Source organism: Peribacillus tepidiphilus (genome assembly GCF_009466385.1).
Classification (GTDB): domain Bacteria; phylum Bacillota; class Bacilli; order Bacillales; family DSM-1321; genus Bacillus_BN; species Bacillus_BN tepidiphilus.
Genome location: NZ_WIAQ01000014.1, coordinates 29,836 through 53,566 on the forward strand (window position 1 = coordinate 29,836; position 23,731 = coordinate 53,566).

Annotated in this window: 20 protein-coding genes and 3 pseudogenes; 7 read left to right on the top strand and 16 right to left on the bottom strand. The window is 38.2% G+C overall.

Annotation, left to right across the window (positions count from 1 at the left end; translation table 11 throughout):
- Positions 1 to 456: 456 nt before the first annotated feature.
- Positions 457 to 2,355, bottom strand: a complete 1,899-nt coding sequence (gene asnB, locus GD441_RS09300; protein ID WP_153125995.1) for an asparagine synthase (glutamine-hydrolyzing) — start codon at positions 2,353 to 2,355, stop codon at positions 457 to 459.
- 338 nt (positions 2,356 to 2,693) lie between these two features.
- Here asnB and GD441_RS09305 point away from each other — a divergent pair, with 338 nt between their 5' ends.
- Both GD441_RS09305 and GD441_RS09310 read left to right on the top strand, forming a co-directional pair.
- Entirely contained in the window at positions 2,694 to 3,566 is an 873-nt protein-coding gene (locus tag GD441_RS09305; RefSeq protein ID WP_153126001.1) for a C39 family peptidase, read from the top strand.
- A gap of 182 nt (positions 3,567 to 3,748) precedes the next feature.
- Positions 3,749 to 5,338 (top strand): multicopper oxidase family protein, encoded by a 1,590-nt coding sequence (locus GD441_RS09310; protein WP_153126005.1) that lies wholly within the window; start codon positions 3,749 to 3,751, stop codon positions 5,336 to 5,338.
- A 235-nt stretch (positions 5,339 to 5,573) separates the two neighbouring features.
- Here GD441_RS09310 and GD441_RS09315 read toward each other — a convergent pair.
- Positions 5,574 to 5,992, bottom strand: a pseudogene (locus tag GD441_RS09315) (transposase); the annotation flags it as partial.
- Positions 5,993 to 6,013: 21 nt separating this feature from the next.
- On the opposite strand from GD441_RS09315, the gene GD441_RS09320 reads away from it, so the two are divergent.
- The gene (locus GD441_RS09320) at positions 6,014 to 6,463 is read left to right on the top strand and encodes a hypothetical protein (protein ID WP_338091707.1); all 450 of its coding nucleotides are present in this window, start codon (positions 6,014 to 6,016) and stop codon (positions 6,461 to 6,463) included.
- Here GD441_RS09320 and GD441_RS09325 read toward each other — a convergent pair.
- The gene (locus GD441_RS09325) at positions 6,456 to 6,791 is read right to left on the bottom strand and encodes an IS110 family transposase (protein WP_420849677.1); all 336 of its coding nucleotides are present in this window, start codon (positions 6,789 to 6,791) and stop codon (positions 6,456 to 6,458) included. The two genes, GD441_RS09320 and GD441_RS09325, sit on opposite strands and share 8 nt — an antisense overlap.
- A 561-nt stretch (positions 6,792 to 7,352) precedes the next feature.
- On the opposite strand from GD441_RS09325, the gene GD441_RS17430 reads away from it, so the two are divergent.
- The 3 genes from GD441_RS17430 (at position 7,353) to GD441_RS09335 (ending at position 8,745) form a co-directional block, all read left to right on the top strand.
- Complete coding sequence (locus GD441_RS17430) at positions 7,353 to 7,802, top strand: helix-turn-helix domain-containing protein (protein ID WP_263862436.1); 450 nt, start codon at positions 7,353 to 7,355, stop codon at positions 7,800 to 7,802.
- 275 nt (positions 7,803 to 8,077) lie between these two features.
- The gene (locus GD441_RS17435; protein ID WP_263862437.1) at positions 8,078 to 8,314 is read left to right on the top strand and encodes a transposase; all 237 of its coding nucleotides are present in this window, start codon (positions 8,078 to 8,080) and stop codon (positions 8,312 to 8,314) included.
- 83 nt (positions 8,315 to 8,397) lie between these two features.
- On the top strand, positions 8,398 to 8,745 hold the full coding sequence (locus GD441_RS09335; RefSeq protein WP_153126007.1) for a four-helix bundle copper-binding protein: 348 nt from the start codon (positions 8,398 to 8,400) through the stop codon (positions 8,743 to 8,745).
- A gap of 52 nt (positions 8,746 to 8,797) precedes the next feature.
- Here GD441_RS09335 and copZ read toward each other — a convergent pair whose 3' ends face one another.
- From copZ to GD441_RS09390, 11 genes are all read right to left on the bottom strand, one after another.
- Positions 8,798 to 9,001: a copper chaperone CopZ gene (copZ, locus tag GD441_RS09340; protein WP_153126009.1), complete on the bottom strand. Its 204-nt coding sequence runs from the start codon at positions 8,999 to 9,001 to the stop codon at positions 8,798 to 8,800.
- Between the two features lie 15 nt (positions 9,002 to 9,016).
- Positions 9,017 to 11,413, bottom strand: a complete 2,397-nt coding sequence (locus GD441_RS09345; protein WP_153126011.1) for a heavy metal translocating P-type ATPase — start codon at positions 11,411 to 11,413, stop codon at positions 9,017 to 9,019.
- A gap of 16 nt (positions 11,414 to 11,429) precedes the next feature.
- Complete coding sequence (locus GD441_RS09350) at positions 11,430 to 11,741, bottom strand: metal-sensing transcriptional repressor (protein WP_153126014.1); 312 nt, start codon at positions 11,739 to 11,741, stop codon at positions 11,430 to 11,432.
- Between the two features lie 351 nt (positions 11,742 to 12,092).
- The gene (locus GD441_RS09355; protein ID WP_153126016.1) at positions 12,093 to 12,293 is read right to left on the bottom strand and encodes an SHOCT domain-containing protein; all 201 of its coding nucleotides are present in this window, start codon (positions 12,291 to 12,293) and stop codon (positions 12,093 to 12,095) included.
- 24 nt (positions 12,294 to 12,317) lie between these two features.
- On the bottom strand, positions 12,318 to 13,049 hold the full coding sequence (locus tag GD441_RS09360; protein ID WP_153126017.1) for an urease accessory protein UreH domain-containing protein: 732 nt from the start codon (positions 13,047 to 13,049) through the stop codon (positions 12,318 to 12,320).
- 221 nt (positions 13,050 to 13,270) lie between these two features.
- Positions 13,271 to 14,572 carry a group II intron reverse transcriptase/maturase gene (ltrA, locus tag GD441_RS09365; RefSeq protein WP_153126019.1) on the bottom strand — a complete coding sequence of 434 codons (1,302 nt, stop codon included), beginning with the start codon at positions 14,570 to 14,572 and terminating at the stop codon, positions 13,271 to 13,273.
- A 560-nt stretch (positions 14,573 to 15,132) separates the two neighbouring features.
- A complete protein-coding gene (locus tag GD441_RS09370) occupies positions 15,133 to 16,107 on the bottom strand; it encodes a F510_1955 family glycosylhydrolase (RefSeq protein WP_153126021.1) in 975 nt (324 codons plus the stop codon).
- A 128-nt stretch (positions 16,108 to 16,235) separates the two neighbouring features.
- On the bottom strand, positions 16,236 to 16,805 hold the full coding sequence (locus tag GD441_RS09375; protein ID WP_153126023.1) for a TVP38/TMEM64 family protein: 570 nt from the start codon (positions 16,803 to 16,805) through the stop codon (positions 16,236 to 16,238).
- Between the two features lie 12 nt (positions 16,806 to 16,817).
- Entirely contained in the window at positions 16,818 to 17,489 is a 672-nt protein-coding gene (locus GD441_RS09380; protein ID WP_153126025.1) for a response regulator transcription factor, read from the bottom strand.
- A gap of 2 nt (positions 17,490 to 17,491) precedes the next feature.
- The gene (locus GD441_RS09385) at positions 17,492 to 18,862 is read right to left on the bottom strand and encodes a sensor histidine kinase (RefSeq protein WP_153126026.1); all 1,371 of its coding nucleotides are present in this window, start codon (positions 18,860 to 18,862) and stop codon (positions 17,492 to 17,494) included.
- A gap of 864 nt (positions 18,863 to 19,726) precedes the next feature.
- Positions 19,727 to 20,671: a plastocyanin/azurin family copper-binding protein gene (locus GD441_RS09390; protein ID WP_153126029.1), complete on the bottom strand. Its 945-nt coding sequence runs from the start codon at positions 20,669 to 20,671 to the stop codon at positions 19,727 to 19,729.
- A 589-nt stretch (positions 20,672 to 21,260) separates the two neighbouring features.
- Between GD441_RS09390 and GD441_RS09395 the strand changes: the two are divergent.
- Positions 21,261 to 21,458, top strand: a pseudogene (locus GD441_RS09395) (rRNA large subunit methyltransferase I); the annotation flags it as partial.
- A gap of 846 nt (positions 21,459 to 22,304) precedes the next feature.
- Here GD441_RS09395 and GD441_RS09400 read toward each other — a convergent pair.
- Both GD441_RS09400 and ltrA (GD441_RS09405) read right to left on the bottom strand, forming a co-directional pair.
- Positions 22,305 to 23,057: pseudogene (locus tag GD441_RS09400) on the bottom strand (group II intron maturase-specific domain-containing protein); the annotation flags it as partial.
- Positions 23,039 to 23,731 (bottom strand): group II intron reverse transcriptase/maturase (ltrA, locus tag GD441_RS09405; RefSeq protein ID WP_420849680.1); only part of this gene is annotated, 693 nt, incomplete at its 5' end. The gene ltrA (GD441_RS09405) and the pseudogene GD441_RS09400, both read right to left, overlap by 19 nt.

Below are 23,731 nucleotides of genomic sequence, written 5' to 3' on the forward strand. Positions count from 1 at the left end.
ACTTTGCAGATCTATCAGATTGTTTAGCTAACTTTCGGATTTCCTCTGTAACTTCTGTAACTACGAAAAACCTTTTTCCGTACTCGTCGGCTCTTGCTGCTTCAATTTTTGATTCTTACAGTTTTCATACCATCCTCCTAAACCAACGATTCTAATAACCAGATAAATATATCTTAATAAATAAATTTGCAGAATTTATGTAGAGGAAATAATAAAAAAATATCCCTCTTCTTTAGAAATACCGCCAACCTATTAAGTTGACGGTTCATCACTCATTTATTAATTATTCATTGATTGCATGTAATAATCTGATCTTGTAATTCCTTGATGGGATGATGATTAACATATTTATTTTAATAATCCGTTGACAGGTACGAAAAATAAAAGAGCACCCAAAAGCTGAATTTTAGAAGCTTGGGTGCAAATAAGAAGACAGGAAATCACAAATTAATCAAATTAGATTGATAGCAGCTGCTTGTCTTTTTTATATACATTTGTAAAATCGTATTTCTTTTCCACATATACTTGGTGCCAAATCATAAAGATAAGAACGGTCCAAATTTTTCGGCTGTGATCTGCCTTATCGCTACAATGCTCGTCTAGTAAACGGTACAATAGATCTTTATTAAATAAATGATCTGTTGCACTTTCTTTTATAATATTTTTCGACCAGTCATACATTTCGTTTTTCAACCAATGACGAATTGGCACGGGAAACCCTAATTTTTTTCGATGTAAAACATGATCTGGCACAATACCCTCCGCTGCTCTGCGCAAAATGTATTTCGTCGTATTATTTGCTGTCTTCATCTCTGGAGGAATTTTTGCCGCTACTTCAAACACTGCTTTATCTAAAAATGGAACCCGCAATTCTAATGAATGGGCCATTGTCATTTTGTCCGCTTTTAATAAAATATCGCCACGCAGCCATGTATGAATATCAATATATTGCATCCGGTTTACAGGAGGATAATGGGTTGTTTCTCTATAAAAAGGAGCTGTAATATTTGTATATTCTAATCCCCTCTTATATCCTTTTAGCAGCTTTTGTTTTTCTGCCTCGCTATACATTTTCGCATTGCCGATATATCGTTCTTCCATGGGTGTTGTACCACGCTCAATAAAACTTTTTCCTTTTATTCCTTCCGGGAGTATTCCTGCAATCACTCTCAAGGCTGATTTAGCTGCATTTGGCATTCGCTCAAAGAGTTCCAATGACTGCGACTCACGATAAATATTATAACCCCCAAACAGCTCGTCTGCTCCCTCACCGGAAAGAACGACCGTTACATGCTTTCTTGCTTCCCGGGCAACAAAATAAAGCGGCACTGCAGCAGGGTCGGCAAGTGGATCATCCATATGCCACATAATTTTCGGCAATTCCTCCATATATTCCTCTGGTGAAATGACATAGCTAATATTCTCAACGCCCAACTTTTCCGCTGTTTCTTTTGCCACATCAATTTCACTGAAGCCTTCCCGCTCAAAGCCGACAGAAAATGTCTTGATATGAGGGTTGAATTGTTTCGCAATCGCTGCAATGAAGGATGAATCAATTCCTCCTGATAAAAACGAACCTACCGGCACATCGCTGCGCATATGCACTTGCACGGAATCGAACAGCGCGTTGCGAATTTCTTTGACAAGTTCATCTTCTGATTTGATGATAGGTTGGAATTTGGCTTTCCAATAGCGATGAATGGTTAATTTTTCACCGATTTTTTTCTTAATATAATGACCCGGTTCTAACTTTTTAATACCAACAGACATCGTCATTGGTTCAGGTACATATTGGAATGTTAAATAATGCTGCAGTGAATCATAGTCTAATAAATCATTTTTAAGAGCGAGCAAAATACTTTTCTTCTCGGAAGCAAAAAAGGTACGGTCGCCCTGTTCCATATAGAAAAATGGTTTTATGCCAAACGGGTCACGTGCCGCAAAAATCGTTCTCTCTTGTTTGTCCCAGATGACGAAAGCAAACATACCTCGAAGCTTTTCTACAGCTTTTTCTTTTTCAGCACTATAAAGAGCAATAATGACTTCTGTATCGGAATGAGTAGTAAATTTATATCCATTTGCAAGCAATTCTTCTCGCAATTCCACATAGTTGTAGATTTCCCCATTAAATATGATCCAATATCGTTCATTTTCATAGGACAATGGCTGGTGCCCTGTCTCAAGATCGATAATACTCAAACGTCGAAATCCAAAATTCACATATTCATCAAAAAAATAACCACCATCGTCAGGACCGCGATGAGTAATGTTATCATTCATTTCTTGAAACGTTTCTTTCCATTTTTCATCAATGATTCTTGGATGATCATGAATACAACCAATAAAACCGCACATGATATTGCTATTCCCCCACTTTATCAAATTTAAATTTTATAGATTGTATCAAGACTTGGGTTAGCAAAATATAATATTTTGATCTTATTTAAATTTAACAAACTCTATTTTTATACAATCTATAGGTTCCTGTAATGAACTTTTTACATAAATTATTCCTCCTGAAACCTGCTTGCGATATTTTCATTCCTCTAACATATTAAAACAATAAAATGTGGAGAAATTATGGATTTTTTTGAGATTGTTACATAATTACATGATAAGAATCATCTCCATTGTTTCTGCATATTTAGTCGATAATATAAAAACAGCAAGTTTAACAAAGGGGTGCAGCTGTCATGTTAGGGATTATACTTTTTTTAGCCTTTATGATTGTTTCACTTTCTATTTTTCTTTTACGAAAGCCAACCAATGAGAAGTTATATAAACTAGCAATAGGGTCCTATATCGCTTTTTTCCTATTGTTTTTAACTCTATTTGTCCATTATGTAAATTCTGAAAATATGGTCGATGCTATAAAAAATCTAGTACAGAAAACATCATATAAAAATAAAGTTGAAGAGAGAAATTCGTCATCTAGACATTCAAAAGAACAAGTCCCTGTTAAATCAACTCTCATTGATGCCCCCCTTCTCTCGCAACTTCCAGAACTACCAAGGGGGTGCGAGGTAACAAGTCTGGCAATGCTTTTGAATCACGCGGGAATCAAAGTAGACAAGATGACACTAGCGAAGCAAATAAAGAAAAACCCAACTCCTTATCGAATACATAATGGAAAAGTATTTTATGGACATCCAAATGAAGGGTTTGTTGGTGACATGTATACAAAAAAGAAACCGGGATACGGTGTCTATCATAAACCTATAAAAGAATTAGCCGAGAGTTATTTACCTAACCAAATCGTTGATTTAACAGGACAGTCATTTGAAGAAATATATAAATATTTGTCTAAAGGTACTCCAGTTTGGGTTATTACTAACACAACCTTTCGTGTACTTCCTCCATCTGAATTTATTGAATGGCAGACCCCGCAAGGTCCTATAAAAATTACATACCGGGAGCATTCCGTGTTAATCACCGGATATGATGAGCAATATATTTATTTTAATGACCCGTTGATAGGTACGAAAAATAAAAAAGCACCTAAGTCTGAATTTATAAACGCTTGGATACAAATGGGTAAACAAGCTATTACCTATAACCACAATTAACCGGTTATAGATAGTGGTTTATCTTTTTTGTTTCATATCCTCCATTAACATCGAATAATTATTTTCTCTAAATTACTTTGTGGAAAATTATTTATATAACTCTTTCTCCATAAATTTTGCACATTTATTTTTTATAATAACGCTAGTTATGATTTAAATCTCATGTTTATGGAGGGATGTACATGAAGAAATTATTGTTTGGAACCATTTTAGCGGGAGTTGTTGCTATTAGTGTAGCCTGCTCAAATAATGATTCTCAGAGTTCCATGCAAGGACACGATATGTCAAACATGAATACAAAAGAGGAAAAAACGGCAAAAACCTCTGCAGTCAGTGAGGAACTGCCTTTAGCAACAAACACAGAAGTTTTATCCGGTAAAGAGATTAATCTCACTGCCAAGGAAGCATTATTACAAATAAATGATAAAGTAAAACTTCCAGTTTACACGTACAATGGATCTGTTCCCGGTGCGCAAATCCGTATTAAACAAGGGGACAGAGTTAAAATCAATTTCAAAAATGAATTACCGGAACCGACTACAATTCATTGGCACGGCTACCCTGTTCCAAATAGCCAAGATGGTGTTCCGGGCATTACGATGAACGCAATTAAACCGGGGGAAACCTTTACGTATGAATTTACTGCTACTGTACCAGGAACGTATTTTTATCATTCCCATCAAGAAAGCGCTAAACAATTGGACAAGGGATTATACGGTACATTAATCGTAGAACCTAAGAACGAGGAAAAAGTAGATCGAGATTATACACTTGTGTTAGATGAGTGGATGAGCAATCCGGATGAAGGAAATATGGATATGAGTGGTATGGATCATAGTAATATGGGACATGGAAATAGCTCCGATGACAAAGAAATGGATATGAGCAGCATGAGCCATGATATGAGCATGTATGATATTTTCACGATTAACGGTAAAAGTGGTTCCGCTGTAGAACCTTTAAAAGTGAAGAAAGGCGAAAAAGTACGACTTCGCCTTGTAAACGCAGGATACATGTCCCACAAACTCCACCTGCATGGTCATGATTTTAAAATTGTCGCAACAGACGGGCAACCGTTAAAAGATCCGCAACCAATCAAAGATGAACTTTTAAATATTGCTCCGGGTGAACGTTACGATATTGAATTTACAGCGAATAATCCGGGAGAATGGTTATTAGAATGTCACGGTGATATGAAAGGTACCGATGACATGAAAGTGAAAATTCAATACGAAGGTGCAATAAGCAAAACTGACAAAGCAAATGCAAAAGAGGACCTCCCTACCGTTGATATGACAAAATACGGAAAACATGAATTAGGTCAATTTACGTTAGACCAAAAATATGATGTAGAGTACACAATGGATTTAGGAACAGCGATGGGCAAAGATGGCATGGTCTTCACGATTAATGGTAAAACGTATCCTGAAACAGCACCTGTCAATGTGAAGACAGGAGATCTAGTAAAAGTAAAATTGGTGAACAATTCACCGAAAGATTTACATCCTATGCATTTACACGGACACTTCTTCCAAGTATTAAGTAAAAACGGTAAGCCAATTACAGGCTCTCCATTGATTAAGGATACCTTGAATTTAAAACCGGGTGAAGAATATGTAGTCGCATTTAAAGCGGATAATCCGGGAAATTGGATGTTCCATTGCCATGACTTGCACCACGCTTCAGCCGGAATGGTCACAGAATTGAAATATAAAGATTACAAATCTGACTATATACCGGATCCTAACGACACAACCAATAAAGGTGAATAACAGCTTATCGTAGTAAGTAAATGAGGCTGACTTCAAAAGGTCGATTTAGCAACCTTTTGAGACAGCCTCTTCTTACCTACAGTCAAGTGTTTTAAGTAAATTTTTTTGAAGAAATGCATTTATTTTTAGTGGGAGGGGTACCCCTCCCACTAAAAATAAATTTGCACATGCCAAAAAGATCTGACGAAATTGCATTTTTTCGCAAGGTCAAGTATGGTATAGTAACAGTAACCATTTACGAACAGGTTGATGCTGTTTCGTAATCATAGGTGATGTTGTGTGTAATAAGGTGCAATGCCACTTTCAAGAACTTATTCACACATGCAATCGACGCAACTTTGTGGGGTTTCCCTTGAGGTTGCGTTTTTAATTTATCGTAATAATCCACAATATGACTGTTCGTTTTTTTACGAAGTCTAATCATCGTTTGAATCATATAGTACAAGATTTTTCGTGCTTGTTGTTTCCTCGTTTATTAATTTTATCTTTATAATACGTATTACCAGATTGATAACGCATAATATCAATACCAACATATGCATTTAATTGTTTATGATTTTGAAAGCGTCGTATATCTCCAATTTCTCCAATTAGACATACAGCTGTTGCTTCACCAATCCCTGGGAAAGACAGTAACACTTGGTATTCGATTCGTTCTTTTGAAAAATCAACCATTTGCTTTCTCATTTTCGAGTAGAACGTGAAGAGACATATCAAGAAGAATATTATTATAAACAAATGCGTGCGCATACACGATACTATGATGAATTAGATCATGAAATCACTCATCTCTTCAATCGTATGCATGCCATTTTACAACTAAGCTTCCCTGAATTAGAGCGTCTTTTTTCCAAACGCTCTGCACTCTTTTTAAATATCGTTCAACTTTATCCTCATCCAGATGAAGTATTAGCTCATTCTAAAACCGTGATTCGAAATCGGATAAAAGCGAATACCCGAAAGAACTTATCACTTGCGCGTGCGGAAGCGAAAGGAATAGCTTTACTTGAGGCTGCTAAAGAATCCTATCCAGCAATTTTGAAAGATGATATAAGATGTGAACAAGTACGAGATTATGCCAAACGTATTGCAGATTTAAAAGAGAAAAAAGAACAGCTTATTTAGCAATCTCGTGAGCATCACTTTGATCTGTCTTATGGCGTCGCATCGAAGCTGTTTGAAGTTTCGCTTCTAATGGGCTAAGCCGATGATAGGTATAGCCTTCTGTTTGAAAGAAGTGTTCCAATGGTGTAGAATACACTCCCGATGCTTCAAATACAATTTCAGGTGCTTGCCCATCTTGTTTAGTGATTTTAGAAATCTTCTCCTTTAACGCTTTAAACGATGATTTGGTATGTGTAATTTCTCCTTCAAATTCATATTGCCGATAGCCATTGTAGATGACCATTGTACTTTTTCCCATACTAACATCAAATGCTAATACATGTTTCATATTCATTACTCCTTCTTTGCCAAACAATAGAAGTCTTCACAGTGCCTTATCGATTCCATTTTCTTTTACACGATCTCTTGGATCCAACATACTAAACTGATTCAAATAAGGTTGTGAAGTTGGTCTGTTTTTGATACGGACTCTAAAATGGTCCCAGAGGCTGTTCGACCTTCCTCCACTTCTACTATAAAAAATAGTAGCACAAACCATGGCCGTGTTCTGTGCTACTAATGTTAGTATGTTTTTCTTGTTCTTGGTTCGTATTTCCAGTTTATTGTTTTTTAGTTAGAAAAAAGGCTCTTCACCACAAAATGTACTTGACAATCTCATTTATTTGTGCATAAGGGTACAAAAAAAGCGAAATTTCCTGTATGGTAAAGGTGACCAAACCATCAACCATGGAGGAAATTTCGCATACAAGCTCAGTTTATCAAAGATTTAATCGCTTTACCAGACTTTCTTATTCAAGGAGATCGAAAAGAGGGAGATCGCTAGATTTTCGAACTTTCTCTTCCCTCTCATTGTCCGGTCTGCCCTATTTGCTTTGGGCGTACCATCAAAATGTCATCGAAACGAAAACAATGGATTCATGGCTATACAAATACGGTCGGTCTATTTTGGATTGAACTTCACATAGAAAGACGACGTTGCCAAGCCTGTTCTCTGACGTTCACCGTTACCTATCCTGGACTTCCATCTCACAGTATCGCGACGGAATCGTTTCAACAATGGGTCTCCCAGTTATGCATCGGGAAAACGATTCAAGAAGTCGCTCATTTTTTACACCTGGCTTACACGACGGTAGAACGTTGGTTCTATCAATATGCCCCAGCTCTTTTACCAGCGTCGGAGGCAACCGTTGTATGCGTGGATGAATTCGCTTTCCGTAAAGGACATGATTATGGAGTAGCCGTGATGGATGCTCAAACTCGGTGTGTCCTGTCTATTACTTCAGGAAAGAATGAAGAAGCGATCACAGAAGCTCTTCAACCTGTTGCCTCAACCGTGTAGTATGTCGTCAGCGATTTGGCTCCGGCCATGAGAAAAGCCGTTCAAAAAGTATGTCCAAAAGCGATCCACGTTGTCGACCAGGCGGAACGAAACATGGAAGCGTTCGTCGTGTGTGCCGACTATTAAGCCAACGTCCAGAAAAATTAACAGAAGAAGAGAGACAGGAAGTTCGGCAATGGTGCCAGGAAAGCGTTTATTTACGCGACGTCTATCAATAACTTCAACATTTCCGTTACGTATCCAAAAGCCAAACAAGAAAACAAGCCGAAACTCGTTTGACCAAATGGTTTGATCGGCACCTTTTTAGTGACTGTGAAGCCGTGCGCAGTATTGCCAAGGCACTCATCACCCGAAGAGACGCGGTGCTTTCTTGCATCGTTTTTCCTTACTCGAATGGGGTGATAGAGGGGACGGACAACAAAATCAAACTGATTAAACGTCGAGGATATGGATACAGGAATATCCAACGTTTTACTTTACGTGTCCGTTTAGAGACCTTTATCACATTTTAACGTAAAAATCAAGTACACCTTTTGGTGATGAACCAGAAAAAAATAAATATGAATTTAAATCAAAGGAGGGATTAGGATTATATATGACAACGGTTATTAATTCATCAGTTCAACAATTTCAAACGTGTATTGATGCTTGTAACAAATGTATGCAAGCTTGTGAAGAATGTCTGACTTCATGTTTAAAAGAAGCTCACGTACAGGATAGAAAACATTGTATCAACATTTTAAGGGATTGTTCAGCTATTTGTGCCATGGCGGCTCAATGGATGTCACGTGGAAGCATGTATGCGAAGCAGTTTAGCCAACTTTGTGCGACAATTTGCGATGCTTGTGCGATTGAATGTGCAAAATTCCAAGATACACACTGTCAGGAATGTGCTAATTTATGCCGTCAGTGCGCTGAAGAATGCCGTAAAATGTCATCATAATACTATTTGAAGGTGTCCCAAAAATGATAACTTTCGGGACACCCTCTTTATGTTATTTCACATCGTAACCTTGCTCTTCAATCGCTTCTTTGAGTTTTTCTACACTTACCTTCGTTTCATCATAATCGACATCCACAGTACCTTCTTGTAGAAGTACTTCTACATTTATTACTCCGTCTAGCTCTTTAAGAGCTTTCGTCACTGCCATTTTGCAGTGCCCACAAGTCATTCCTTGTACATGTAATGTAATGGTCATCATCAATTCCTCCTTTTATATTTTCACGCGTTTCAAACGAAGCGCATTTGTCACAACAGATACAGAACTGAATGCCATGGCAGCTCCGGCAATCCAAGGCTCCAATAATCCAGCAGCGGCTATAGGTATGCCAATGGTATTATAGAACAAAGCCCAGAACAGGTTTTGCCGAATGTTTTTCATTGTTTTGCGACTTAACTCAATCGCTTTCGGGATATGAGCTAAATCTCCGCCGACCAAGGTAACATCGGCCGTTTCGATGGCGACATCCGCTCCTGTGCCAATTGCCATACCAATATCAGCTTTCGCAAGAGCTGGAGCGTCATTAATTCCATCACCGACCATAGCCACTCGTTTACCTTGTTTTTGCAGCTCTTCAACGATATTCGCTTTTTCTTCAGGAAGTACCTCTGCATATACACGATCCACATTCACTTGCTTAGCAATGGCTTCCGCTGTGCGTTTATTGTCTCCCGTTACCATGTACACTTCTATACCCATTTGTTTTAATGTTCGAATGGCTTCTTTTGAACTTTCTTTTACAGTATCCGCGACAGCGATGATGCCAGCAAGCTGCCCATCAATTGCAACAAGCATGGCTGTTTTCCCCTGTTTTTCAAGTTCCACCATCTTGTTTTCATGCATTGAAATCTCTACAGAACGTTCCTTCATCAGTTTTCGCGTTCCAACAAGGATGTTTTTACCATCAATGGTCGCTTCAATTCCGTGACCAGTAATGGTAGAGAAATGCTCCAATGGCTTAACAGAAACCGCTCGTTTCTTCCCGTATTCCACAATCGCATGAGCCAATGGATGTTCAGAAGCTCTCTCAGCTGCAACGGCATAGTCGAGCATGTCTTCTTGGAATTCTAGCACGTCTGTTACTTCTGGTTTTCCTTTTGTCACTGTTCCCGTTTTATCCAGTAATACCGCATTGACTTTATGCGTTCCCTCTAGGTACTCACCTCCTTTAAAGAGGATCCCCTTTTCTGCCCCTTTACCTGTACCGACCATAATGGATGTCGGTGTTGCAAGACCGAGCGCGCAAGGACACGCAATGACGAGAACCGCGATTGCCACCTCAAGCGCCTTTGGCAAGTCACCCGGCGCTACAAAGAAGTACCATATAATGAACGCAACTACAGCAATTCCTACAACAATTGGTACGAAAATACCCGAAATCACATCAGCCATACGCTGAATAGGTGCTTTAGAGCCTTGTGCCTCTTCTACGATTTTAATGATATTGGCAAGTGCTGTATCTTTCCCAACCTTTTCGGCTCGAATGGTTAGTACACCATTTTTATTAATGGTTGCTCCGATAACAGAATCGCCTTCCTTTTTATCAACCGGAATGGATTCACCGGTAATCATCGATTCGTCTACGGAGGATACTCCGGCTATTACGGTACCGTCTACCGGAATTTTTTCGCCCGGTTTGACGAGAATGGTATCACCAATCACCACTTCCTCAAGTGGAACTTTTATTTCTTCCCCATTACGGATGACAGTAGCTTCTTTTGCCTGCAGGCTCAACAGTTTGGAGATGGCTTCTGTTGTTCGCCCTTTCGCTAGTGATTCAAAATATTTTCCGACAAGTACAAGCGTAATCAGCACGGCACTCGTTTCAAAATACAATCTTGGCATATATTCGGGAGTTCCTAATGTTTTGAAAACTTCGTACAAGCTGTAAAAGTAAGCTGCCGAAGTTCCAAGCGCTACTAGTACATCCATGTTCGCACTCTTGTTTCGTAATGCCCTGTACGCCCCTACATAGAAGGGAGCACCGATGTAGAACTGAACGGGTGTAGCCAAAAGAAGCTGGAACCACGGATTCATCAAAATGCGCGGCATCGGTAAGCCTATATCAAACGGCATATGAGCAATCATCGTATAAAGCAGAGGTAGCGATAAGATGATGGAAATGGCGAGTTGCCGTTGTTTTTGTTTAAGCAACTCTTCTTTCCGACCTGCCTGATCTTGTTCTTCGTTTCGGATCTGTCCCTTGTACCCAAGCTTTTTGATTTTCTCTAAAATATCTTCTACAGATGTAATGCCTTCATTGAATTCTACAACAGCACTGTTTGTCGCCAAGTTTACAGCAGCGCTTGTAACGCCTTCCATACGATTTAACCCTTTTTCAATCCGTGCCGCACATGCCGCACATGTCATACCTTCAATATCTAACGTCACTTTTTCAGTCGCAACACCATACCCCAAATTCTCAATTTTAGTTTGGATATCTGCTACACTTTGTTTAGATGGATCATATTTAATCGTTGCTTTTTCCATTGCTAAATTGACATTGGCTTCTACTCCATCCATCTTGTTCAACGCTTTCTCAATACGATTGGAACAAGCCGCACATGTCATGCCAGTCACCCTAAGTGTGACGAGCTTTTGTTCACTCATAAAGCTTTCCTCTCCTTTACTTTGAGAATTGCTTAATTACATCCATTAATTCTCGAATGGATTCTTCTCCATTGCCTTCGCGGATTGCCTTAGAAACACAATGATTTGCATGACGTTCCAACAAGTTAAACCCTACTTTTTTTAATGCTGCATTAATCGCCGAAATTTGAACCAAAATATCAATACAATAGCGATTTTCCTCCACCATCTTTTGCACGCCACGTACTTGTCCTTCAATACGCTTCAGGCGATTGATAATGCTTTCAATTTCTTTTTCTGTTCTCGGAACCATTTTTTTATTTATATTGTTATCTTCATAGTGATTCACTGGTATCACCTCTTTAATAGCTATCCTCAAATACATTATACCGGTAGTGGGTATAAAATACAATTGATATGATTGTGGGTAAAAAAGAGAATAGCATTAAAATACCTTCTTTTTCCCAAAATAGTTCGCTCCATAACGATTTTAAACTAAAGAAGAATACATGAAATAGAAGAGGTCAAGCTGAATGAGAATAAGAAGTCATTATGTTCGAAAAAAACTAAAATAAAAACAAAAGAAGCTGTTGACAAAGCTATTATCAACAACTTCTTTCATCTATATAAAATTGAAAAGGGGGGAACAATTGTAAAATTCATTTCCTGTGCTTAATATAACGAAAAAGACGAGATATTATTATAACTTTTTGGACAGCTGTTCAAATTCGTCTAAAGTGATCTCTCCTTTGGCTAATTGTACTTTTAATATTTCAATCGGAGATAACTCTTCTTTGCGGTCATTGATAAAACGATATAAGAGATAAAAACCAACGGCGATTAATAAAACCCAAAATAACATCATCCCGACCATCATAGCAGAACCTCCAAACATCGCCATTCACTTTCCTCCCTTTTCATAACTTTAGAACCAATAAGTGATGGTGTCTAATATGCCAAGTAAAATCATCACGATTCCAGCTGCTTTCTGAACGAAACTTCCTGCTTGTCTTCCTTTTTTCATTAGAGTGCCGCTAAATCCTAAGTACCAAAGAATGAAGATGAAGAAAATAACAGGTACAGAGGTTCCGATGGCAAAGATGCTCGGTAATATCACTCCGTAAAACGTCGAATACACAAGAGGCATTAAAGTCACGAAAAACAGCACAAACATCGTTGGACAAAAAGCTAATGAAAAACCCAAACCCATTAAAAAGGAGCCTGTTTTTCCTTTCTTTAAAAATCTCTCAGGTACTTTGAACAAGGTCACGTTCCAATACATTTTAAAAAGCCCTAACAAGTATAAGCCTACAAGAATGAGTATGGGACCAATGAGCTTTCTTAACCACGGAAAATATAATGTTAGTGTACTTTGAATCTCTTTCCCCATAAGCCAGACAATCAAACCTAAACCGGAAAAAGCAATAATTTTCCCAAAAATAAAAAGAAACAACTCTTTCCACACAATTCCTTTTTGCAAGGACTGATTACTGTATAAAGTGATAGCACCTAAGTTACTGGTTATTTGACACGGGGCCATCGCTCCTACTATCCCAAGAACAAACGCTGATAAAATAGGGATAGTTGTTGTATTATGTGCAATATTTAGAAACGGTTGACTTAAAAGGTTACTTATTTGACTCAAGAACGAATACAACCTTCTTCTCACCTTCTTCTCTATCTGATGTCTATATTGTAGCAGTGAATTTTGCAGAAATTGTGGAGTTTTATATTTTTTAATAAGTAGAGTAGAAAACTGATTTCAAAGAGACAGCTTATGCTGTCTCTTTTACTCTCAGCTTCCCCTCATCAAACCGTACGTGAGGTTTTCCCTCATACGGCTTTCCGACGTTCTTCTCCTTTGGCTTTCGTTCCAGTCTAACTTGCTAATTTCACTAATAAGCCTTGGGTTACTTTCATAACTTCCTTCATTCTCGCATGTTTCTTCCTTTTGTTCTTCTTCTTATTCCAAAACAGAGTAAGTCTCTCTAATACATACCAGTCCACTTTATTTAGCCACTTCTTGGCGATGGGCGAAATACTATAGTAATTCTTAAACCCTTGTAAAATTCGATTGAGCCCCTTCACCAGTTCTTTGATGTCCATAAATAGCTTGTTCTTAGGACTCGTATATTCCTTAATCTTCATTTTCATCTTCTTCATGGCTTTCTTACTTGGAATGTGAGACATGACATAAACTTTCGAGCCTCCCTTATTCATCACAGGGAATTTCCGATGATGTAGACCTAGAAAGTCGAATCCATTTGTGTCATCCCAGATATTAACGAGTTTGGATTTCTCCGTGTTGATTTCAAGGTCTAGTTTCTTCATGATGGCTTTTAATACCTGGATGCTCTCCAGCGCTTGGGTTTTCGTACGACACATAATCACAAAATCATCTGCGTATCGCACCAGTTCCCCCAAATGTAGGAACTTCCTCTTCCATATCGTGTCCATATAATGGAGGTAGATGTTTGCTAAAAGAGGCGAAATGACTCCGCCCTGCGGGGTACCCTTTTCGGTGTTATGAAACTGGCCATCTTCCATTACACCTGCTCTCAGCCATTTCCGAATCAGTTTCAATACTCGGCGATCACTGATTCTCATTTCGACTAGCTTCATCAATTTTTCTTGATTGATATTGTCAAAGTACCCTTTAATATCTACATCTACTACCCAGTAATGGTTCCTACTCAATTTTCGAATCTTTGCGATGGCTTGGTGAGCATTTCTTTTCGGTCTGAATCCATAAGAACAGTCTTGAAAGTCTGCTTCAAAGATGGGTTCAATGACCATTTTCGTTGCCATCTGTACGATCCGGTCTTTTACCGTTGGAATTCCTAACGGTCTCATGCTTCCCTTGTTGTCTTTTGGAATATAAACTCGGCGAACAGGGCTTGGGTGAAACCTTTTGTGCTTGAGTTCTATATAGATCTCATTCAGTAAGTTTCTTTCCCCGTATTGATGGACGATAAATTCAATAGTTTCTCCATCTACTCCGCAACTTCCTTTGTTCGCTTTTACTTTACGCCATGCCACTGCGAGAATATCCGGACGATAAATTTTATCGTATAAGGCATGAAATCGGCGTGTTGGACTTTCCTTGGCACAAAGGTATAAAGTTTTCCAGAGTTCTCGAGCTTTGACATCGGTGTAGTTAGCCAGTTTTCCGGCATTCACTCACTCTTACCTCCTTCTAACTTATGAACGAAGTAGGGGTCCTTCCTTCTGCCACGTTATGCTCCATGGCTTCATCAGTACTATGACCCCCTCCGACTCCCTCTCCACAGTCTACCATTTCAGCTTCTGGTTTATAGGTTTCCTCTTTACTTCTTAAGAAGTGTGGAGGAGGGCCTCCCCAGTTCCGTTATCTACTTTCTCAACATACCGCTCCCCTTACCCCGAGGGATTCTTCGGTGCTGCACTTCCAAGATCTTCACACCTTCCATAGTCTTCGCCCATATTCACCAGGCTCGACTTCCCTTTGTCCTCCAAAGGAGGTCTCTTTTGACGAGGCGGCAGGATTCACTTCATGTTACGGTCTGCTGATTTGCTCGCACTCTCTAAGAGAGTTACTTTGTCACAGGGCTTCAACCTTAGGATTTCTCCACCAGTTGCCTGTCAGCTACCGAGTGTCTTGGCATTTACTCGGGTTGGACTTGCACCAACTAGCAGATAACAGCTTAGCTGGGCACGCTAAACATAAAAGACATGCTGTACGCATGTCTTTTGAAAATTTTTTATATTGTCCCTTTCGATGCTAGTCTTGCCCAGCTCTCACCGTTATTTTTTGTCATGAAAATATCCCCATTCATAGTGGCTATAACAATTTCCTTCTCATTTTTCGGATTAGAGGCCATATACATGATATGATCTTTTTCATCCAGTGCAGGGACAGAAAGAACTTCCTCCTGTTTTGAGTCTAATGATTGTTTTATGAGTATAGGCTTATTGTTCTCTACAGCAGCAAATAAAATCGATTTTTCTTGAAAGACAAAAGTCGTCGTATTTAGCTTTCGAGTAAACCGTTCAAAAGTATTTCCATTATCTTTTGAAACAAAAATTCCTTCAGACGTACTAATGCCGACCATATTTTCGTCCGTTGGGTGGGTAGCAATCGTTCCTGCAGAAGTTGGCGGTAGACCGTTTAATTGACTTTGCGACCACGTTTTGCCGTCGTCTTTACTGTAAAATACCCCTTGTCCTAGCGTTTTGTTTCCTTCTTGGTTCACGACATAAATCGTATGGCTTTTATAGCCTACTGTCATATAATGAAAATCAGATTCTTTATAAAATTCTAGATTCATCAATGTTTGTCCATTATCAAAGCTTTTTACAAGACCAAGAGGATTTCCTAAAGATGAACCTTCTTCTGGATGCCCCGATGAATAAAATCCATCGTCTGTAGCAGAAAAGCCCATATAATCATGCTTATTGGAAGTCGTTTCATACCACTTATTATTTTGGTAAACGTGTAAACCTTCGTGTGTAGCAAAGTAAATCGCGTTTTGATTCCCGGCATAACCGATTCCATGTAAATGCTCAATCTTTCCTTCTTTCTTCTCTTTAAAGAAAGGATTATTTGTAACAGATACATTGGATTTTGCTTGCTCTTTGCTAGTGATAAAGGACTGTTCTTTTTCATTGGATGATGAACAAGCGCTTAGAAGAAGAATGGACGATGTAATCATAATCGCTTTCGTCATTTTTTTCATTGCTGATACCCCTTTTTGTGTATGAAATAGACAAGTACATTTTATAGCAGAAATATTTGCAGAATTTATGGAGTTTGTTTCTCTACATATAATATTAGCAACTTCTTTGTCACTCTTCACAAATCCATTTAAGTTTTGTTAGTTTGAGCCGTTTTTCGATTGATTTTCTTCCAAGTAAATATGAATAAAAATACAGACAGAAGTGTCGATACCACTTTACCTTGGCATGTCCAATTCATCAATTGATAAACCGAATAGGCTTCTAAAAGTAATGCAGGTATCTTCCCTATTGAGCTAGCAATAATAAAGATAAGTAAGGAGGTTTTTCCTATCGCTGCAACAAAGGTAACTACTCCTGACGGAATTAAAGGAAGAAGCCGCAAAGATAGAACAAGAAAAAAGGCTTCTAAACCTTTTGCATCAAGCAAACGTCTGACTTTCGGATGAGAAAACAATTTCGTTTCAGAAAGTTTCCTAAATCCTTTACGATATAAAACAAAAGAGACAATGGCTCCGATTGCTTCCCCCGCAAAAGATAAAAAGGTGCCTTTCCAAAACCCGAACACGGCCAAATTGGCAGCCGTTAGAAATACGCTTGGTACAAATCCTAAAATGCTTATAATAACATTTATAATGATACTAACCAGATAAGCAAAATTTTCATAAGTGTTGAGTAGTGTAATGATTTGCTCTTTCATCCTCTTTTCACCTTATTCCTCCCATTTATATCCCACCCCCCAAACGGTTTGCAGAAATCGATCTATCGGAAAACCAACTTGTCTAAGCTTTTCTCTAATATTTTTCACATGAGAATCAATAGTACGCTCTTCTGTATTTGCGTTATAGCCCCATAATGACATGATGATTTGTTCTCTGCTAAACACTCTGCTTGGATTTTTCAGAAAAAGCCCTAATACAGCAAACTCTTTCGGCGTTAGAAAAATCGGTTCGTTTTGATAGTGGACTTTATGTTCGTCTTCATCCCACACTAATCCTTGAAATTCTATTTTCGAGCGCTTTCCCACGGTGCGGCGCAGCACCGCCTCTATACGGGCATGGAGCTCGGCTTCGTCAAACGGTTTTGTGATATAATCATCCGCCCCAATATTGAGCCCTTTGACTATATCTAACGTTTGATCTCTTGCGGTCACCATGATAATAGGGACATTGGAAAACTCTTTAATTCGTTTACAAGTTTCCCACCCATCCAATTCCGGCATCATAATATCCAGCAAGACTAAATCAGCTTTGTTATTTTCTAAGTACTGTATCGCTGATAAACCGGACTCACACTTTACACAATGATATCCTTTAGGCGAAAGATAAAGATTGAGTAAATCTAACATTCGTTTTTCATCGTCAACAAGTAAAATCGTGTACATGCTTATCCCTCCGGTAATGTAATAATCATTTTAGTTCCTTTTCCGTAGATACTATCCGCATAAATAGAACCTCCGTGCGCTTCAATAATTTCTTTTACTATCGCTAAGCCTAATCCCGTCCCACCGCTGGTTCTTGATCTTGATTTATCCACTCGGTATAACCGTTCAAAAATATGCGGCAAATCCTCTTCAGGGATTCCTGTTCCTTCGTCTGAAACAATAATCACAATGTTCATTTTCTCCGCCTTTACATTAATAGAGACGGTAGAACCTTGATCAGAATATTTTAAAGCATTGTCTAACAGATTCATCATCACTTGTTCAAAACGTTTTTGATCTATATGGACAGTAATGTTTCCATCACAGTAACATACAAGAGACATTTTTTTAGTCTGAAAAGCAGGATACATTTTGTTATGCAATTTTTTTAAGAAAAAACATAAGTTTGTAGGTTCCTTATGGATTTGAAAAGAATGTTGATCCATCTGTGCTAGCTCAAAGAGATCCTTCACTAATTTTTGCATCTGCTCTGTTTCTTCGTAGATAATTGACAAATACCGATTTCTCTCTTCTTCCCCAATGTTTAGTCTCCTAGCTATATCAGCATATCCTTTTATATAAGTTAGAGGGGTACGAAGCTCATGAGAAATACTGGCGAGAAATTCTTTTCTTTCTTTTTTTAAGTATTCTAAATCCCTTGCCAATGTTTGAATCGCTTTCCCTAATTCCGCCAATTCGTCCCCTCCTTTTACATTCAAACGAACAGAAAAATCACCTTTACTCAATTTTTCGGTCGCCTGTTTCATGCGAATAAGAGGAATAGTGATAACTTTTGATAAGAAAGCAATAGTAATAATAGTTAAAAATATAGAAAGAATTCCAACCACAATGAAATGATGCTTTAATTTATAAATCATGTTTTGAATAGAATCCGTATTTTGAAACATATAGACATACCCTTTTATCTTGCCATCAATCCGAATCGGGCTTACTGTCGAAATATACGACTCTCTTTGCCAATTTTTTTGTACAATCATACCATCATGGGGAATGTTTTTAGCTTTGGTTTTTATAATTCTTTTGGCAAATGGTAAAATATGATCTGAAAAATATAATACATTCCCCTTGTCATTTGTAATAACGACGTCCGTCTCCGCTTCAGACTCCATCATTGTGACATGTTCTAACGTAGAAGGGTCATAATTTTTTTCTAATACATCGCGATGATTATTCCCTCTTGCTAGCAGTTGCTCAAATTCCTCATTAATTCTAGAATTAACCAGAGTAACATATAATGACGCAAATAAAACCGTTTCTATTCCTAATACGAATACAAAAAATAATAGTCCTAATTTAAATGAAATTTTTCTCACTCTTGTCCTTCCTTTCAGCCCATTCACTTTTATATATTTTCGAAAAGTTGTTGTTAGATTTTTACATATTTGGAGTGATTAAATCAACCTTTTCTAAGTAACAGAATGGTATATAGAACTAAACCGTTGAGACTTAAAACTTTTGAATAAAAATCTGTATGTTCTCCTTGTTTCTGTCCTTTGGGCGATTTATATAAGAGAAGTAATTTTTATTTTATAAACTAAATTTGCAGAATTTATGGATTTCAATAAATTATAACTGTCAGGAACGATTACACTTCGAATCCGTATTCTTACTGCTATCATAGCCATAGATTCAATAATAAGGGAAATATTTTATGCGTAAAGCCATGATTGTCATGTTCACCTTATTGACAGTATTTAATTTGCTTTAGCCGGTTGCGGAGGGGGACTTTTTAAAAAATCTACTACTTCAGGGGAGAATAAACAAACTAAAAAGTTTGCAACAGATACCAACGAGAAAGTAAAGGACAAGAAACGAGAAAATATTATTTTACTGCTAATGCCCCCATACCCCAAGGGATTCTTCGGTGCTACACTTCCAAGTTCTTCACACCTTTTATGGTCTTCGCCCATTTCATCTAGGTTCGACTTCCCTTTGTCCTCTAAAAGAGGTCACTTTCGACGATGTGGCAGGATTCACGTGATGTTACGGTCTGTTGATTTGTTCGCACTCTCTATATGAGAGTTACTTTGTCACAAGGCGCCGACCTAGATTTCTTCAGCAGTTTCCTGTCAGCTACCAAACGACTTGGCACTTACTCGAGTTTGATAGCAGAAAACAGCTTGGCTAGGCACGAATATAAAAATGCCGAGAAGTGTCTCGGCAGCCATTCCACTTTTTTAAGAAACTTGAACGAATCCAACCATACCAGATTCTTTATGTCCGGGAACCGTACAATAAAATCGAAAAACACCGGTTTCGACTGGTATGAACTTCATTTCGGTTGTTTTTCCCGGTGAAGAATGAATATGAACTGTTTGATCTTTTGAATGATTCCCATGATGACTCTGTTGTAAAAGGGATGCTTTCATATTTTCAAATTCTATATCATGTTCAACTTCACCACTATTTTTGAGAATTAAGGTTACTGGTTGTCCTACAGTAAGTTTAAAATCTTTAGGGAAGTAAGCAAATTCAGTTGCTTCAATGACTACTTTTTTCATCTTTGTACTGGAATTCAGCGGAGAGACAGACAACTTATTATTAGACATAGAGTGACTCATATGGGGGTTTTTTATAGGCACGTTATGATCTTGATCGAGCTCATTATATAAGTGGTTATACGTGTAGAAAAACAGCAGAAAGACGATTGATATTAACAGCGGGTTATGGAATATTTTGTTAATAAAAAATAAACGGTTAAAACCGGTTTCTTGTTGAAGCATGTACAAAATAATAACAATCATCCCAACAAATATGACGAGCATGACACGAATCATTGAATTTTGGTATTGCGGTAAAATCATTTCTCCTAACATCGCTCCCATCATCCCGCCCATAATGCCCGACAGAACTCCATCCATGATTGCCATGATACTAACCGGTAAACCGACCAAAAAACCGGCTAAAAGTCCAATTCCCATTCCTAAAACGGTTGAGAAAAAGAGGTTACCGCTATACAAAATCCTAGCCAACAAGCCGCCTGTTAGCCCTACCAGCATTCCTAAAGCCATGGCCACCATCATTCCGGTCATACATGTGATTTTCTTTCTTTTTATAAATACGAAAGCAATAACAATCAAAGACAAAATCGTTACAATGATTCCGGTTAATAATATCGACAATAAATTCTCCCTCCCTGTAAGTTTTTATTTATACACATATATGTGAGCAAGCAGTTAGTTAGTCCTTCTTAAATTGATTAGAAGCCTTCAAAATATTAAACGCCTCTATAAAATCTCCATATTCATTGTTTAGTATATTAGTATATTTATTTATGTTTGCATGGTTAGAGAAAGGGACTTTTATGAAGAAGAATCAATTAAAAACGTAATTGCTAATTCATGACAATGGGTCTTATCTCTATCTTAAAATTGTTGATATTCAAGGAAAGGTTTGAAATATAATTTTAGTACCGTAAATTGGTTAGCATGTGGAATTTAAACAAGATTGAAATGAAAATTAAGATTATTGTGTTGTAGTATTTGATTTAAATGCACAACGACGTGGTGGAGCGAGAGGAAAATACTGAATATTAAATTAATACAAGATATAAATAATGTCTTCCCGTCAATCTGTAAGAGACTAAACTTTTCCAAGATTATAATGTATACTTATTCATATAAAACGTCCAACACAGAATACTTAATGTGGAAACATAATTGAGTAAGTCAATTTATATTTAATGATACTTGATTAGATGTAAGCATATTTTTAGTGATACAAATTCTCTCCACCGGTATGGAAAAACAAAAAGACTGGGTTATTAAAGAATTGCATGAAGTGTTCCAGCCAAAAGCGATTTATTTACGCAACGATGTATATATTCGTGAATTAGAAGGGTTAGAGCAAGAGAAAGAATTTTGGTACGATGAATCTGATATCGAAGTTTGGATTGAAAAAAACGGTGTTGTTTCTAGTGGTTTAAGCAGTGCACACCGAAGTCCTTCTAATAGCACAAGGGATGATTCAACTGGAAAAGAACGGCCTCCATTGTCTCTTTCCATGAACTTTTCTCAAAAGGTTTTATCGACGGAACATCCTCTTTTTGCATAAGTTTCATGCGAATAAATGCATTCATGTGTGCATCAGTAAGATGATGAACAACCTGAGTACCTGTCTTCATTGATTTCTTTCTCGAGTTAATCCTGATACGTTTTCGCTTCCACTTGGACGTTTTTTTTCTTTTATTTCCGTTTATTCGCATTCGCCTTGACATGGGTATAATCGGTATACATGTACTCCGTATTGATGAATGATCTATGGCTTGAGAAATAATCTGGAAAAAATTTGTTCAAACAGATTTGTGTCTTTAAAACGTCGTTTATAATTTTTATCGAAGTTAGAGAAATGAGGAAATAAATCATGAAATTCCAATACTAAAAACAACGATACGCGTCTCCATTTCCATTATCGTTTACTGCATGGAACGATTCCCAAATAAGTACTGAATCAATGGAATTTTAATTAGTACCACATGATCAATACTTGGGCTTTGGAATACAAATCTTACACCCAATCATAAATGTATGAAAAATCAATGGCTGCATCGATTTTTCGAACGAGATAATCGTGTGGAACTCATACATCGAATGTTATAGGCACCATCGTATGAGTTTTTTCTGTATCTTGCCGTTGAAACATCTTTCTCATCTCAATACACTGAATTTTTTCCTCTGCTATAATCGAGTAGGAGGGGGTGACTAACCCCCGACCTCTCACACCACCGTACGTACCGTTCGGTATACGGCGGTTCAATTAAGTATGACGTAGAGTCTGATACCTTTCGGTTAGACTTCTTAACCCTCGGTGACTCCAATAAGAGTTGTCGAGGGTTTTATGTAGAATGGGACTGCAGGCAATCCGCCAATATCCCTTCCGTGTATTGCCCCATTCGAATGCTTTATGGCTTGGAACACCTAATCCTTTGAGTTTCCGAACTCTTGTTTTCGGAGTTTTCCATTCTCTCCATAAGCACATCCGTAGCCTTCGTCTAATCCATTCGTCAAATTCTTTGAACTTACTCGGTGTTTCTACCAAGGCAAAGTATCCACACCATCCCATTAAGTACTTGTTCAGTTTCTCAATCCTTTCTTCCATTCGATACGGTTTGGATCTTGATGTGATTTCACGAATCTTATCTTTCAATCGTTTCACACTTTCGTTCGCAATCCGTACCTTTGGTGTTTTATTGGATGTGAAGCTGAAACCAAGAAACTTCCGTTTCCAAGGACGGTCTACCGCCGATTTCTCCTTATTTACCTTGAGTTTTAATTCCTTCTCGATAAAGTGGGTAATGGAATTCATAACACGAATTCCTGCTTTCTTTGTTTTCACGTAGATGTTACAGTCATCCGCATACCGGACAAACTTATGTCCACGTTTCTCAAGCTCTTTGTCCAGTTCGTGAAGCATGATGTTTGATAAAAGTGGACTAAGCGGGCCGCCTTGAGGCGTTCCCATGTCCGTTTCCATTACTACTCCATTGATCATCACGCCTGATTGAAGATACCNACACGAATTCCTGCTTTCTTTGTTTTCACGTAGATGTTACAGTCATCCGCATACCGGACAAACTTATGTCCACGTTTCTCAAGCTCTTTGTCCAGTTCGTGAAGCATGATGTTTGATAAAAGTGGACTAAGCGGGCCACCTTGTGGTGTTTCCATCTCGGTTTCCATTACCACTCCATTGATCATTACGCCTGATTGAAGATATCGGCGGATTAACTTCAGTAAAGTCCGATCTTTGATTGTTTTCGCCAAAATCCCCATCAGTTTGTCGTGATTCACCTTATCAAAGAATTTCTCTAGGTCTATATCGACTACCCAACGATATCCTTCTTTGATATAATCCTTTGCTTCCCTAACCGCATCATGTCCCCTTCTACCTGGGCGAAAACCATAGCTATGGTCCGAGAAGGTCGGATCAAAGATTTTCTTCAACACTTGGGCAATCGCTTGTTGGATGAAACGATCGGTCACGGTAGGGATCCCTAGAAGCCTTACTCCTCCGTTCGGTTTCGGGATTTCGACTCGACGGACGGGTAAGGGCTTGTAGGTTCCTTCTCTCAACGACTGTCGAATGGAGTCCCAATTTTCGTAGAGGTGTCTTCGTAGGTCTTTTACGGACATGCCGTCTACTCCGTGACTTCCTTTATTCTGTTCGACTCGTTTTAATGCCGC